The sequence below is a fragment of the Aneurinibacillus terranovensis DSM 18919 genome (assembly GCF_000430625.1).
Classification (GTDB): Bacteria; Bacillota; Bacilli; order Aneurinibacillales; family Aneurinibacillaceae; genus Aneurinibacillus_B; species Aneurinibacillus_B terranovensis.
In genome coordinates this window covers 44,252-58,057 of the sequence record NZ_KE387171.1, presented here as the reverse complement: position 1 = coordinate 58,057, position 13,806 = coordinate 44,252, and the positions used below count along the sequence as shown (strand labels likewise).

The following is a 13,806-nucleotide window of genomic DNA, read 5'->3' as shown; positions in this document are numbered from 1 at the left end:
TTAATTTACTACGGTCAACCCATGCAGGAATAAAACTCTCGTCGTCTGTGGCGATATATTGCCATACGGGGTTGTTTATTACTATGGGTGTTTTCGATCCATGAATAAGTGATGAATGGGTGAGAGTGGTCATCAACTCCTATACTATCCTGCGTAGTGGCCGACGCTTCCATGGTTGACGTATCAAAATCAAATTCATTCTTTAGAATGCCGGCAACCTTTTCTTTCGAATGCCCGACTAATTGTTTTCCCAGAGGAGCGAGTTTAACGATTTGCGGCTGTTGATTTAACCCCGGCCAGATGACGGTCGTCTTTCCTGTTATCGCATCAATCGGTAAAACGCTCGTATAAAAAGCAGGTCCATACATCAGCACAGGTTTTGTTTCTGCTATTTCCGGAGGGAATGACTGGATTTTTGTTGGCTGGTGTTCATTGTATTGAAGCTCCATTTTTAAGTTCGCGAGGAACGATTTTTCGGCGGTTTCCCGCGAAATACTCTTGGATGGATCCGGGAAGATTGCGTTATCCAACTTATCGCCCATCCGGTAAAAGTCGGTAACGTGCCCTGTTTCATTCACATGTACGGTAAAACCGCTGTTTAATACCGGTATATTATGAATCGCTTGTAGGTAGTTGATGGAAAGACTTACCCATCTCGTCGTTTTTCCAGAAGTGTCTGTTGAACCGCTTGTAACGATTGATACGTTTTCGGCAGGTCGATAGTTTTTCATTTCTTCATGCCCAATTAATTTGTCTAAAAACAAAGCCGCTATTTTTGTGAAAGTTTCACTTGCTTTACATGGCAGAGAGTATAAAGAATTCCATTTTTAAGTGTTTCAAATCTTTTTCCCACCCTCTTTAAGAAAACTAGTTTAATATAGAAGGTAGATAAAATTAATAGAAAGTGGGAAGCATAGGTGAAACAACCAAGAAGAGGAGCGGTCCTAGTCTGGTCTGGGATCGCATGTTTGGGAATCATTATTCTTGTGAATCTTATTTTTCATCCGTTGACCAAGTCTTTAGCGCACGATAACGCACAGAGCCAGAAGAGTACGGATCAGAGTAAACAGGCGGACACATCTAACGATTCAACGGTCCAAACGAATACAAAACCACAGAATCCGGATTCATTAAAAGGCGACACGAACACACATCAGCAGCAGATTCAGCAACAAACCCAACAGCAAACGCAGGAGGAAACGACTCAACCGCAGGCTCCACCGTCTCAAAAGGAGAATATTGCTTTACCGTTTGGTAAATTAATTGATAATATACCGACGAAAGACAATAAAACGGTATATTTGACGTTTGACGATGGCCCAGGAGCGTATACGAAAGATATCGCCTCCATCATGCGAAAAAATGGAATTAACGGGTCTTACTTTTGGATCGGGGATCAGGTGACGGACGATCTGGGCCAGTTTGGCCACCAGATGATAGAGCAAGGGGACGTTATCGGATCGCATACGATGCATCATGATGCGCTGGGTAAAGAAAGTGTCGCGCAACAGGAAAAGGATTTAACCGAAACAGCCAGCTACATCGAAAACAAAATTGGTGATAAAATTGTGTACTTCCGTCCGCCTTACGGATCGGTTAACAAGGCTACAAGACAGGTATCGAAAGAAATCCACCAGTATATTATATTCTGGCAGGTTGATAGTTTAGACTGGAGTTTGGCGCATAACCCGGAAAAAATTCTGACTAATATCGAGAATGGCGGGGTAAAACCCGGATCGATTATCCTGATGCATGAGCGTAAGCAAACGGTTGAAATGCTGCCAAAGGTCATTGAATATTTACGAAGCAAAGGCTACCATTTTGCAGCGCTTCCCGCTTCTCCTGAACCGAAAGTGGAAATGAAATAGATAGATTTGCGGTCTTTATCAACACGAAAAGATTTTTAGAAAAATAAAAAGGGGCAGTCGGTGTCGACTACTCCTTTTTATTTTTATTATAAAATTCATTTTATGGCATTTTCAGAACTTTAACGGAAACGTCACGGACGCCCCAGTCGTTTGCCTCGTCTTCACTTGAGAAACCCAAATCGAGGCGAACTCCGGTAATTGCGCTCCCGATATCCTCCGCGCGGCAGGTGCCGTACCCTTCAACCCAAAGTGTGGTTCCAATAGGAATAACATCAGGATCAACGGCTACTACCCCGTGGCGCACGCTCTTGCCGGTATACGTTTTTCCCGGACCTGCATAAGCAGTTGCACGAGCGGTAAAAGTGCTTCCCTCTCGAATCACTGGACGTGATTCTGAACGGGATGTTTTTTTACGATGGGTAGATTTTTGTTTTTTCTTGTAAGAAATCTCTAAAAAAGCCGGGTGATTTTGTGCCGAAGCTAACCCAAGAGGTGCTAGTTCTTTTGCTGAGACTTCTCCGTTAAACTGGGGGATGGTGCCCTCATTGCTGACAGTTTGAAGAGCGTATCTGTTTGCTGAGCTGTGAGAAGTTTCAGCAAGAGAACTAATGAAATGCCCAATCAGGAAAACCGATGCGATACTTGTACCTATGCCAATTGACCAGAGATTAATCTTGAAACCGTTTTCTCGTGTGTTAAAAATATTCTTTTTACCCCTTGACATGACAACCTCCTTTGGAAGTAAGGTGAGTTGGACGTTAAGTCTTTACGAGTATAGCATAAGTTAGTAAGTGAGTCACTTATTTTCAGAAAATTTCATTGTTTGTTCATGATTGAAAACCGGAGAAAAAAGCAACCAAATCCCTGATACGTCTGAGTTTATACACCAATCCTAAGGATTAAAAAAATTTTAAACAGACGATTTTTAATTGTTTATCGAGCGTTTTATTTGCTATAATAATCGTTATGGCAATTGTTTAGCCATAGATTAATGGCAAGGAAGTAGATAGTTATGAGTAAATCACCTGAGAATACCCGGGTCGTTGTAGGAATGTCCGGAGGGGTTGATTCTTCCGTAGCGGCTCTCTTGCTTAAACAGCAAGGCTACGATGTAATTGGTATTTTCATGAAAAACTGGGATGATACGGATGAATTTGGTCACTGCACGGCCGAAGAAGACTATGAGGATGTTAGACGTGTCTGCGGTCAGATTGGAATTCCTTACTATACCGTTAATTTTGAAAAAGAGTACTGGGATCGGGTGTTCACGTATTTCTTGGATGAATATAAAAGAGGGCGCACACCGAATCCTGATGTCATGTGTAATAAAGAAATTAAGTTTAAAGCATTCCTCGACCGGGCGCTGGAGTTGGGGGCGGATTATCTTGCCACCGGCCATTACGCTCAGGTCGATTGCCATAATGGCGAATATCGTTTGCTGCGAAGCGTTGATACAAGAAAAGACCAGACTTACTTTTTAAATCAACTGGATCAGAATCAACTGTCACGCACCATGTTCCCGCTCGGGCACCTGGAAAAAACAAAAGTGCGTGAAATTGCGGCGGAAGCCAGCCTGGCTACGGCTAAGAAAAAGGACAGTACAGGCATTTGTTTTATCGGGGAGCGTAATTTTAAAGAATTTCTCCAGTCCTATCTGCCGGCTAATCCCGGTGAGATGCGGACGCTCGACGGCGAGGTAAAAGGTCGCCATGACGGTCTGATGTATTATACACTGGGACAACGCCACGGCCTTGGTATAGGAGGGTCCGGTTCAGGCGAACCATGGTTTGTCGTAGGAAAAGATTTGGAGAACAATATTCTGTATGTGACCCAGGGAACGGATCATGAGAGCCTGTACACCGACCGTTTATTTGCGACGGACGTGCACTTGATTAGCCGGAAGGAAATGCCGGAAACGTTCAAATGTACGGCAAAATTTAGATACCGCCAGCCCGATCAGGGGGTAACGGTACACATGAAGCCGGACAATTGCTGCGAGGTTATATTCGATGAACCACAGCGGGCGATCACACCCGGACAAGCGGTTGTGTTTTATCAAGGTGAAGTCTGCCTCGGCGGTGGAACGATCGATAAAGCGTTTAAAAACGAAAAGTGAGCGAGATGCATCCAATCCGTGAGATGCATCGAATTCGTTGTATTTTTGCCGAGTTTTCCCTTGCGGGGAAGCGGGATCTGTCTAATGCTCCTCTTCCACTTGGAGGCGGCCCGAAAAATGATCATACCACCGGTAAATACATTCGCGATTTCCGGATGCAAGCATTACTGTAAAATATGGGAACGCAGTAGCGCATAAGAAAAATCCGCCTACAACGTAGACCGTGACGCTTTAGTTGCCAGTAAGAAGTGATGAAACGAAATGGACAGGCAATAAAAATTAGCCCTGGTTATTGGATACATTCCAAAGCCAGGGCTTATCACTTACGCTGCGTGAAAAGCCTTTTCAACGCGCTCCTTCTTCCATATTTTAGTTAAATATGGCGCCATAATCACATATACAAAAGGAAAGAAGAAAAAGGAGTAGGTGAGAAGAGAGTGGATGGGAAACATGGCTCTGATGAGAAAAAACACCCCCACCCCGATCTTCCGGCCAATGCCCAGAGGTATTTCCCGAACGATAATATAGTCCAATCTGCGCTCTTGAAAATGCTTATCTAATTCAATGGAAGCATATGTCCAGGCATCCAGGTTCGTCGACATCATGTTTTTAGCAATGTGATACGCTGCCCCAAAAATAATAAGCATGGCAACGGTTGGTTGGAGTGAAAGTGCTGCCCCTACGCCGAGAAAAGCTCCATATGCAAAAAACGGTCCCGGTGTTCATTCTTCGATAAATCAAAAATCGCCATGTAACTTTTATCAAGTTCCCAGAGGGATACACCTAAAAAGCTGACACTGAATGTATCCTACATCATCGGTGCAGCGGCGCTTTCATCTTCCGTGATCAGGTTTCGCAGTACCATTTGCAGGATTCCTTCGTTTTTGTAATAATCGATTTCTATTTGGCTGTCGAGCCGCACGATACATTTAAACTCAAAGGTTGTTTGGTCCGGCCGTGTTGCTTTAACGGTTATTGTCTCGCGCGGAGAAATGTCGTCGTTGAGGCCGAGAAAATCAAACGTTTCTTCCCCTGTAATACCAAGTACATCGGCGGTGATTCCTTCCTGGAATTGGAGGGGGAGGACGCCCATCCCGACAAGATTGCTGCGGTGAATCCGCTCAAAGCTAACAGCCAGCACTGCTTTAACCCCGAGGAGAACCGTCCCTTTAGCCGCCCAATCGCGGGAACTTCCGGTACCGTACTCTTTTCCGGCAATTACAATGGTCGGTGTTTCAGAATCAATATACTTCATGGCCGCATCATAAATCGACATTTCCTCCCCTGTTGCCAGGTATTTGGTGACTCCTCCTTCTGTTCCGGGCAGCAGCTTGTTGCGAATCCGGATATTGGCGAACGTTCCGCGCATCATGACCTCGTGGTTTCCGCGGCGGGAACCATAGGAGTTAAAGTCTCGTACGTCCACCCCTTTGCTTTGTAAATAAATACCCGCGGGACCTTTAGGAGATATCGCACCTGCAGGGGAGATATGGTCTGTTGTGACGGAATCACCGAGATAGGCAAGCACGCGAGCCCCTTTAATTTCTCCAATGTGTCGGGTATTTGGAGAAAAATCTTCGAAGAACGGTGGTGACTGAATATAGGTAGAATCCTTATCCCACTCATACAGTTCTCCGGTAGGAACCGGCAGTGCATTCCATTGCTTATTAGACTCCAATACATGCTCATAATTCTTTTTAAATATGTTCGCGGTAACCGCCTGCGAGATCGCTTTCTCCACTTCTTCTGTAGAAGGCCAGATGTCTTTCAAGTAGACCGGTTGTCTGTCCTTACCGCGGCCGATTGGTTCGCTGTACAGGTCGATGTCGACGGTTCCGGCCAGTGCGTACACGACAACAAGCGGCGGAGAAGCGAGATAATTCGCTTTAACAAGCGGATGGATCCTGCCTTCAAAATTGCGGTTTCCGCTTAGCACGGCAGCTACGGTCAAATCATTATTCCGCAAAGCTTCTGTGACTTCCGGGATTAGAGGTCCGCTGTTCCCAATGCATGTGGTACAACCGTACCCAACGACGTTAAAGCCAAGCTGGTTCAGGTAATGGAGTAAACCGGCATCTTCCAGGTATTGTGTTACGACGCGTGAACCGGGTGCAAGGCTCACTTTAACGTTCGGATTGCAGTGCAGCCCCTTCTCAACTGCTTTCTTAGCTACAAGACCCGCTCCCAGCATAACGGATGGATTGGACGTGTTCGTACAGCTTGTAATGGCTGCTATCACGACAGACCCTGTTGTCAGTGTGGAGTCTTTGCCTTTTGCGTAATGAACCGGCACGCTTTTTTCAATTTGTTCATCAGAAAGGTCGAATCCGCCTTCACTGAGAGGCATGCGAAGAACGCGACGGAAATCTTCTTTCATATTCGCCAGGCTGATGCGATCCTGCGGCCGTTTTGGACCGGCAAGACTAGGGACAACCGTAGAAAGATTCAGCGTAATGACATCTGAATAAACAGGATCAGGCATTTCATTGGTCCGAAATAGCCCTTGTTCCTTAGCGTATGCTTCCACTAGAGCAACATGGTTATCGCTCCGGCCCGTTGTTCGCAGGTAGGCAAGCGTCCGTTCATCAATTGGGAAAAAACCTACAGTCGCACCGTATTCCGGTGCCATATTAGCTACGGTGGCGCGGTCCTCAAGCGTCATCGAATTAAGGCCGGGGCCGAAATACTCGACAAATTGCCCAACGACACCTTTTTTGCGTAAAATGTTCGTTACGGTTAGAGCCAGGTCTGTAGCGGTTGAACCTTCGGGCAATTCGCCCGTTAATTTAAATCCAACGACGCGGGGCACGAGAAAATAGAGTGGCTGTCCAAGCATGGCGGCTTCCGCTTCAATTCCGCCAACTCCCCAACCTAATACGCCCGTGCCGTTAATCATCGTTGTGTGAGAATCGGTGCCCACAAGCGAATCGGGGAAGACCTCCATACCGTCGTTTGTTTTTTTCTCGCCCACAACAGCCGCCAAATATTCCAGATTCACCTGGTGGATGATTCCAACAGATGGGGGAACGACGCGAAAATTGGTAAACGCTTTTGTAGCCCAGCGAAGAAATTTGTAGCGTTCCGTATTTCGTTGAAATTCGATGGTCATATTGTTGGCAAGAGCCTCTTCGGAACCAAATTGGTCAACCTGCACGGAATGGTCGATAACCAGGTCCACTGGAATCAGCGGGTTGATTTTCCGCGGATTGCCATGGAGCTCAGCTACGGCCTGTCGCATGGACGCCAGATCAACGACAGACGGAACTCCTGTGAAATCCTGCAGAAGAACGCGGGCAGGCATAAAAGGAACTTCGTGAATCTCATCGGGTTTTGGGTTTGGTTTCCAATTTGCCAGCCTCTGTACATATTCATCGGTAATGACCCGGCCGTCCGTTTTCCGGAGAACGGCTTCCAGCAAAATTTTAATAGAAAAGGGAAGCTTCGAAACATTGCCTATTCCTTGTTCTTCAAGTGTTTGCAAGCGGTAATAATACTTGTTTTCTCCGTTAATCGTTAATTTGGTTCGAGCCAACTCCTGCAACGTTCCATTGTTTGGCATATAAACACGTCTCCTTTATCCGGTATTTTCATAAGTAGTATGTACGATTCATCTTTGGTTATGAGTTAATAATTGGGCATACTACAAACGAAGCGTACATTTTATATAAGAGAGGGTGTTTTAGTATGGCAGAAGATCCGAACACTCGTCCGGAAAATGCGGTATCAGCGGAAGACCAGGACGAGGGGATAAGCCGGATGGTTAATGACGGGGGCGGTGTGGTCAACCAGGTTAAGCCAGTCGGCGCTCCGGTATTTCGCAACAGCCTTGTTGACGTGGAAATTGATGAAATCTCTAAGCGTTCAGAATAAAATCGAAATGATGAACAAACGATGACAAAGCCGGGGTTTGCCCCGGCGTTCATTCATTTACATATTTAACTTTAGCACAGTATTATGTATAATAATATATGCAGATTGTACACAAAAGCGTTGACTGCTATATTATATAATAAGAAGTTGTTTATAGTTAGAGTTCTTTGAAGGGAGGAACTGGTTTTGAATATGACAATTGTGAGTACGATTGTTGCATTATGCATGGCATTGATGGTGTTTGCCGTTCGCATGCGCGCGTCAAAAAAACCGGCATCCGTGAAGAAAATTATTTTACCTCCTGTTTTTATGAGCACTGGTTTCGTGATGTTTCTGCTGCCGCCATTTCATGTTCCCGTCGAATATGCGATTATCGCTTTTTTCGTAGGGATGCTGCTTTCTTATCCATTGATCGCAACTTCACGATTTGAAATCGTGGATAATGATATATATTTGAAGCGTTCTAAAGCTTTTGTCTTTATCCTGCTGGGACTTGTCCTGCTGCGCATGATTTTAAAAACGTACATCGGAATGTACATTAATTATTCGGAAACAGCCGGCCTGTTTTTTGTTCTTGCGTACGGCATGATTTTACCGTGGCGTATCGCGATGTATTTCGGTTATTTGAGAGTTCAGCGCCAGTTGGATGATGAAACCATTCTAACGTAACGATATCTATAGTCCGTAGCACTTTTATAGTGTTGCGGGCTATTTTTTGATTGAACCAGCGACGTTGGATATGACAAAACGTAAATCCTAAGCGGTGGTGAGCAATGGAGAAGTAGATTAATTTTTATTTTTTCCAGGGTCTTCCCTTGCGAGGAAGCAGAAAATGACCCATTCCATTCGACACCGGTTCGCATGTTTCAGGCCGCCTCCAAGCGGAAGAGGAGCACGGACAGTTCTTATTGCCTGGCAAGGGAAAACGCACAAAAATGACCCGGATTTCGTTGCTAGTGAAGGTGTGTTCTTATCCCGCGCTGCCTCTGTTCCATATTTTTCTTCCCCTCATTTATTTTATTCTTACAGAAAGCCCCCTTTCCTTTTGAAAGAGTTTCCGTTTATTTTCACGAGAGTATGTGACGACGAGAGTATGTGACGATTTTTTTAACATTTTGCATTATGGGCAAATAAAACGCGATTTCATGTGATTTTTTTCACAAAATATTTTCCCTTTTGTGTTACTATTTTTTTTGAAGATTGATTAACACAGAATTCTATACAGAAGAAACGGGGGAGTGGTTGTTATGCCTATTATATTATCGGTGAATAGCGGCAGTTCATCCTTCAAATACCAGCTTATCGATATGCCTTCAGAGAAAGTGTTGGCTAGAGGATTGATGGACAGGATCGGGATGGGGGAATCCTGCCATACCTTCCAGGTTGATGAGAATGAATTTCAAGAAGATTTACATCTTGAAAATCATGAACAGGCTGTGTCTGCATTACTGGAGACGCTGCTGAATCCGGATTACGGGCTGATTGACAGTCTTGACGATATAAAAGGGATCGGGCATCGAGTTGTTCACGGGGGAGAAAAATTCGTTTCATCTGTTTTGGTTACAGATGAAGTAATCGATCAGTTGGAAGAATGTATAGACTTAGCGCCGCTGCATAACCCGGCCAACCTTATGGGTATTAAAGCGTTTCGCAAGCGGTTGCCGGGTGTGCCAGCCGTTGTTGTATTTGATACTGCTTTTCATCAGACGATGCCGGAAAAAACATTTTTATACAGTTTGCCGTATGAATTCTATAAGAAATACGCCGTTCGTAAATACGGTGCTCATGGAACTTCTCATCAATATGTTACAAGACGTGCGGCAGAGGTACTGCATCGTCCGATTGAAGAACTCAGGTTAATCAGCTGCCATCTTGGTAATGGCGCCAGTATTACCGCGGTTCAAGGCGGAAAATCGATCGATACTTCTATGGGGTTTACGCCGCTTGCCGGTGTCACGATGGGAACACGCGCGGGAGATATAGACGCTGCCGTTATTCCTTTTTTAATGGAGAAGGCGGGAAAAACGCTGGATGAATTCATGAGTATTTTAAATAAAAAAAGCGGTTTATTAGGCATTTCAGGTCTTTCCAATGATTTGCGGGATATTGAAGAGGCAGCAAAACGCGGGAATAAACAAGCAAAGCTCGCCATCGATGTATTTGTGGAAAGAATCCGCAAGTATATCGGAAGTTATGTCATGCAGATGAATGGCGTTGATGCCATCATTTTTACAGCGGGAATCGGTGAGAACAGTCCATTGATTCGCTCGCTTGTATTAGAAAAGCTGGAGTGGATGGGCATTTATGTCGATCCGTGGAAGAATCTCTCGAGAGGTAATGAAGTGGAACTTACTTTCCCTTATTCGCCAACGAAAGCTTTAGTCATACCAACAAATGAAGAGGTCATGATTGCGCGCGACACAATGAAAGCAGCCAACATAAGAGAGGGAGTACTATCATGAAACGTTTAATTCCAATAGGTGTATCCAATCGTCACATCCATTTAAGCGAAAAAGACCTGTGTACCTTATTTGGCGAAGGCTACCAGTTAACGAATGTGAAAAATCTCACACAGCCAGGCGAGTTTGCTGCGGACGAAACCGTTACGATTGTTGGTCCCAAAGGCCAGATGAATCGTGTGCGGATTCTTGGACCAATTCGCAACATTACTCAGGTTGAAATTTCGAAAAGCGATTCCTACGTGTTGGGTGTGAATGCTCCGATTCGAATGTCAGGCGACATTAACGGGACCCCTGGCCTTGTGATTATTGGTCCGAAAGGAAGAGTTGCTTTGGACAAAGGCGTTATTATTGCGATGCGGCATATTCATATGAACTCGAACGATGCCAGGGAGTTTGGCGTCAAGGATAAAGAGATTGTGCAGGTAAAAACAGATGGAGACCGCGGTTTAATCTTTGACCATGTCGTCGTTCGCGTTAGCGAAAAATATGCGCTTGACTTCCATATTGATACGGATGAGGCTAATGCAGCCGGTTTAAAAACCGGAGACATGATTGAATTAGTGCACATTAAGCAGCGTGAACTGCTGGCTGTTTAAATCGTGTGTTTTTTGAATAGAATAGCGAAGCTGTAAAACCGGGGTTTGGTAAAATCAAATCCCGGTTTTATTTTTATTCCAAATAAATTGCTAAAGAGAATATTGACAAAAGACTGAAAAATAAAGTAAGATTAATTTACTGGTTACTGATTGTTAATTTATAGAGATCAGATAACCTGATAGGCATTGTAAAGCAGGTGATGAAAACGCTACCAGGTTTAAGAGTCCGGAAAACATACGAGGAAGTTGCCGATTATCTGAAAGAGCAAATTATATCCGGCGTGTATCCGCCCGGAGAACGATTGCCTTCTTTAAGGGAATTGGGGGAATTATTGGGGGTCGGGCAGTCTACCGTTCGTGAAGCCATCAGTTCATTGAAAACAATGGGTCTGGTTACATTGAGACAGGGGGAAGGGACTTTTGTTACCCGCTTGAAACCTGAAGAGCTGATAGCAGCTTTTGAAGCGATTCGCCCGGTCACAAAACAGGATATTATTGAACTGCTGGAGGTTCGCAAAATTATTGAAACAGGGACGGTGCGGCTGGCGGCTGAGCGCAGAACAGAAGAGGAACTAGCGAAGATAAAACAGGCTCTGGATGAAATGGAAGAAGCCCTGAATCAGGGAGAATTGGGAGATAAAGCGGATTGGAATTTCCATTACGCCATTGCAGATGCCTCCCATAACGAAATCCTGAAGTCAGTCATGCAGTCGATTTCGGAGACCATGGAACGCTCTTTGCGCGCAAGCAGAGTAAAACTGTACGAATCCCGGAAAAACCCGCAGCAGCTTTACCGTGAACATCTAGATATTTGCGAGGCGATTTGTTTGAAAAATAGTAATAAAGCGGAAGAAGCCATGCTTTATCACTTGCTGGGTGTCGAGAAAAAAATGCTCAGTTAGTGTTTTTTTTCAAGCAAATTCATCGGATGACCTGAGGAGCGGACGAAAAAAAAAAGCAGAATGAACGAAGTAGAAGAATAGGAAGAAGCAAATCACGCAGTTCAAAGAGTAGGGAGAGAAAGACAGATAAATAGATCAGATGATCAGAAATCTAATACCCAGGGATGTTAGCCTGTAAAGCTAATGTAAACATTTAAAGTAAAAGAGGTGTAGCGATGCAAACTTGGACACAGGTGTATCAGCCGATGGGGAGCCTTGGATTATCCGCCATTGTTGCTCTTATTCCAATCGCTTTCTTTTTTCTGGCGCTTACTGTTTTTCGTATGAAAGGCCATGTCGCCGGATTAATAACTGTTTTTATTACTCTTGCTGTTGCTATTATTGTCTATAAAATGCCGGTAAAAATGGCCTTTGCTTCGGCCGGTTATGGATTTGCCTATGGTTTATGGCCGATTGCATGGATTATTGTAACCGCTGTCTTTTTGTATAAAATCACGGTGAAAAGCGGCCAATTCGATATTATTCGTTCTTCCATTGTATCTATTACGGAGGACCAGCGCCTTCAGTTAATTCTAGTCGGATTCTCCTTTGGAGCGTTTCTCGAAGGGGCGGCGGGATTTGGTGCGCCTGTAGCGATTACAGCAGCCCTGCTTGTCGGATTAGGCTTTAATCCTTTATATGCTGCCGGGCTCTGCTTAATCGCAAATACCGCGCCGGTAGCATTCGGCGCCATGGGAATTCCCATCACTGTCGCGGGTAAAATAACCGGTATTGATCCGTTACATATCGGTCAAATGGCGGGCCGGCAGCTGCCGCTTTTGTCGCTGCTTGTTCCTCTCTGGCTGGTGTTTGTTATGGACGGAATTCGGGGTGTGCGTGAAACGTGGCCGGGTGTGCTGGTGGCTGGCGCTTCGTTTGCCATTACACAATTCTTCACAGCTAATTTTATCGGACCTGAGCTGCCGGATATTACATCGGCCATTGTCAGCCTTATCTGTCTGTCTTTATTCTTAAAAGTGTGGCAGCCAAAACGAATTTTCCGCTTTAGTGAAAAAAGTATCCGGGGTTCTTCAAATCGGGAAGTAGCGGCTGCCGGGGAGGCGCCTTATTTTACAAGCGGGCAGATTTTCAAAGCATGGTCTCCATTTATCGTGCTTACCATCATAGTTACCATCTGGAGTTTGAAACCGTTTAAAGACTTATTCGATAAAGGTGCGCTCAAAAGCTGGGTAATGAATTTCCATGTTGCAGGATTGGACAAATTGATCATTCAAACACAGCCGATTGTCAATAAGCCAACGCCATATGCTGCGGTATTCAAATTAGACCTGCTGTCAGCCACAGGAACTGCGATTTTAATCGCAGCGATACTGTCCATGCTGATACTTAGGGTAAATATGAGAACCGGAATCAACATATTCGGAGAAACGTTAAAGGAACTGGCAAAACCGATTTTTTCTATCGGCATGGTGTTGGCTTTTGCTTTTATCGCTAACTATTCCGGGATATCGTCGACGCTTGGTCTGGCGCTTGCCGCAACCGGAAGCTTATTCCCGTTCTTTTCCCCGTTCCTTGGCTGGCTGGGTGTATTCCTTACGGGATCGGATACATCAAGCAACGCGCTTTTCTCCAATTTGCAAAACGTTACCGCTGCGCAAATCGGGGTGAAGCAAACGCTGCTTGTTGCTGCTAATACAACGGGAGGGGTAACGGGTAAAATGATTTCTCCACAATCGATCGCGGTCGCGTGTGCGGCGGTAGGTCTTGTGGGTAACGAATCAAACTTGTTTCGTTTTACCGTGAAGCACAGTTTGTTATTCGCGGTTGTAGTAGGACTTATCACATATGTTGAAGCGTACTATTTGCCGTTTTTAATACCATAGCGGTTAATTGAATTTCGTTTTATAAAGAAAACTTGGCCAGCGCCAAGCCGCAGGCGCTGGCGATGGCCTTAGTTGCACTTATGTAGATAAGAAAGTTATACTTTCTTAT

General features: G+C 44.9%; 13 protein-coding genes. 9 read left to right on the top strand and 4 right to left on the bottom strand.

Annotated elements, in window-relative coordinates; genetic code table 11:
* Positions 1 to 14: 14 nt before the first annotated feature.
* Positions 15 to 731: a hypothetical protein gene (locus H525_RS0115835; RefSeq protein WP_162142511.1), complete on the bottom strand. Its 717-nt coding sequence runs from the start codon at positions 729 to 731 to the stop codon at positions 15 to 17.
* Between the two features lie 186 nt (positions 732 to 917).
* On the opposite strand from H525_RS0115835, the gene H525_RS0115830 reads away from it, so the two are divergent.
* Positions 918 to 1,868, top strand: coding sequence for a polysaccharide deacetylase family protein (locus H525_RS0115830; protein ID WP_081413449.1), 951 nt, complete (start codon positions 918 to 920; stop codon positions 1,866 to 1,868).
* 100 nt (positions 1,869 to 1,968) lie between these two features.
* On the opposite strand, the gene H525_RS25750 is transcribed toward H525_RS0115830, so the two are convergent.
* The gene (locus H525_RS25750) at positions 1,969 to 2,592 is read right to left on the bottom strand and encodes a 3D domain-containing protein (RefSeq protein WP_051331092.1); all 624 of its coding nucleotides are present in this window, start codon (positions 2,590 to 2,592) and stop codon (positions 1,969 to 1,971) included.
* A gap of 288 nt (positions 2,593 to 2,880) precedes the next feature.
* On the opposite strand from H525_RS25750, the gene mnmA reads away from it, so the two are divergent.
* Both mnmA and H525_RS29650 read left to right on the top strand, forming a co-directional pair.
* Positions 2,881 to 3,984 (top strand): tRNA 2-thiouridine(34) synthase MnmA, encoded by a 1,104-nt coding sequence (mnmA, locus tag H525_RS0115820; RefSeq protein WP_027416975.1) that lies wholly within the window; start codon positions 2,881 to 2,883, stop codon positions 3,982 to 3,984.
* Positions 3,981 to 4,157: a hypothetical protein gene (locus H525_RS29650; protein ID WP_155837348.1), complete on the top strand. Its 177-nt coding sequence runs from the start codon at positions 3,981 to 3,983 to the stop codon at positions 4,155 to 4,157. Before mnmA ends, H525_RS29650 begins: the two co-directional genes overlap by 4 nt.
* Before the next feature lie 150 nt (positions 4,158 to 4,307).
* On the opposite strand, the gene H525_RS0115810 is transcribed toward H525_RS29650, so the two are convergent.
* Positions 4,308 to 4,631, bottom strand: coding sequence for a hypothetical protein (locus tag H525_RS0115810; RefSeq protein WP_027416974.1), 324 nt, complete (start codon positions 4,629 to 4,631; stop codon positions 4,308 to 4,310).
* 161 nt (positions 4,632 to 4,792) lie between these two features.
* Positions 4,793 to 7,543 (bottom strand): aconitate hydratase AcnA, encoded by a 2,751-nt coding sequence (gene acnA / locus H525_RS0115805; protein ID WP_035101582.1) that lies wholly within the window; start codon positions 7,541 to 7,543, stop codon positions 4,793 to 4,795.
* A gap of 125 nt (positions 7,544 to 7,668) precedes the next feature.
* Here acnA and H525_RS0115800 point away from each other — a divergent pair, with 125 nt between their 5' ends.
* The 6 genes from H525_RS0115800 (at position 7,669) to H525_RS0115770 (ending at position 13,697) form a co-directional block, all read left to right on the top strand.
* Positions 7,669 to 7,854, top strand: a complete 186-nt coding sequence (locus tag H525_RS0115800) for a hypothetical protein (RefSeq protein WP_027416972.1) — start codon at positions 7,669 to 7,671, stop codon at positions 7,852 to 7,854.
* Between the two features lie 192 nt (positions 7,855 to 8,046).
* Positions 8,047 to 8,523 (top strand): CcdC family protein, encoded by a 477-nt coding sequence (locus tag H525_RS0115795; RefSeq protein WP_027416971.1) that lies wholly within the window; start codon positions 8,047 to 8,049, stop codon positions 8,521 to 8,523.
* A 578-nt stretch (positions 8,524 to 9,101) separates the two neighbouring features.
* Positions 9,102 to 10,316, top strand: a complete 1,215-nt coding sequence (locus tag H525_RS0115785; protein WP_027416969.1) for an acetate kinase — start codon at positions 9,102 to 9,104, stop codon at positions 10,314 to 10,316.
* Positions 10,313 to 10,912, top strand: coding sequence for a phosphate propanoyltransferase (gene pduL / locus H525_RS0115780; protein WP_027416968.1), 600 nt, complete (start codon positions 10,313 to 10,315; stop codon positions 10,910 to 10,912). Before H525_RS0115785 ends, pduL begins: the two co-directional genes overlap by 4 nt.
* Before the next feature lie 200 nt (positions 10,913 to 11,112).
* Positions 11,113 to 11,814 (top strand): FadR/GntR family transcriptional regulator, encoded by a 702-nt coding sequence (locus H525_RS0115775; protein ID WP_027416967.1) that lies wholly within the window; start codon positions 11,113 to 11,115, stop codon positions 11,812 to 11,814.
* Positions 11,815 to 12,029: 215 nt separating this feature from the next.
* Entirely contained in the window at positions 12,030 to 13,697 is a 1,668-nt protein-coding gene (locus H525_RS0115770) for a lactate permease LctP family transporter (RefSeq protein ID WP_027416966.1), read from the top strand.
* The last annotated feature ends 109 nt before the right edge of the window (positions 13,698 to 13,806 follow it).

Bases quoted from the DNA above. Each gene is read 5' to 3' on its own strand.
- H525_RS0115770 (WP_027416966.1), top strand. From the start codon at position 12,030: ATGCAAACTTGGACACAGGTGTATCAGCCGATGGGGAGCCTTGGATTA.
- H525_RS0115835 (WP_162142511.1), bottom strand. From the start codon at position 731: ATGAAAAACTATCGACCTGCCGAAAACGTATCAATCGTTACAAGCGGT.
- pduL (WP_027416968.1), top strand. From the start codon at position 10,313: ATGAAACGTTTAATTCCAATAGGTGTATCCAATCGTCACATCCATTTA.
- H525_RS0115795 (WP_027416971.1), top strand. From the start codon at position 8,047: ATGACAATTGTGAGTACGATTGTTGCATTATGCATGGCATTGATGGTG.
- H525_RS0115785 (WP_027416969.1), top strand. From the start codon at position 9,102: ATGCCTATTATATTATCGGTGAATAGCGGCAGTTCATCCTTCAAATAC.
- mnmA (WP_027416975.1), top strand. From the start codon at position 2,881: ATGAGTAAATCACCTGAGAATACCCGGGTCGTTGTAGGAATGTCCGGA.
- H525_RS0115775 (WP_027416967.1), top strand. From the start codon at position 11,113: ATGAAAACGCTACCAGGTTTAAGAGTCCGGAAAACATACGAGGAAGTT.
- H525_RS0115800 (WP_027416972.1), top strand. From the start codon at position 7,669: ATGGCAGAAGATCCGAACACTCGTCCGGAAAATGCGGTATCAGCGGAA.
- H525_RS0115810 (WP_027416974.1), bottom strand. From the start codon at position 4,631: ATGCTTATTATTTTTGGGGCAGCGTATCACATTGCTAAAAACATGATG.
- acnA (WP_035101582.1), bottom strand. From the start codon at position 7,543: ATGCCAAACAATGGAACGTTGCAGGAGTTGGCTCGAACCAAATTAACG.
- H525_RS25750 (WP_051331092.1), bottom strand. From the start codon at position 2,592: ATGTCAAGGGGTAAAAAGAATATTTTTAACACACGAGAAAACGGTTTC.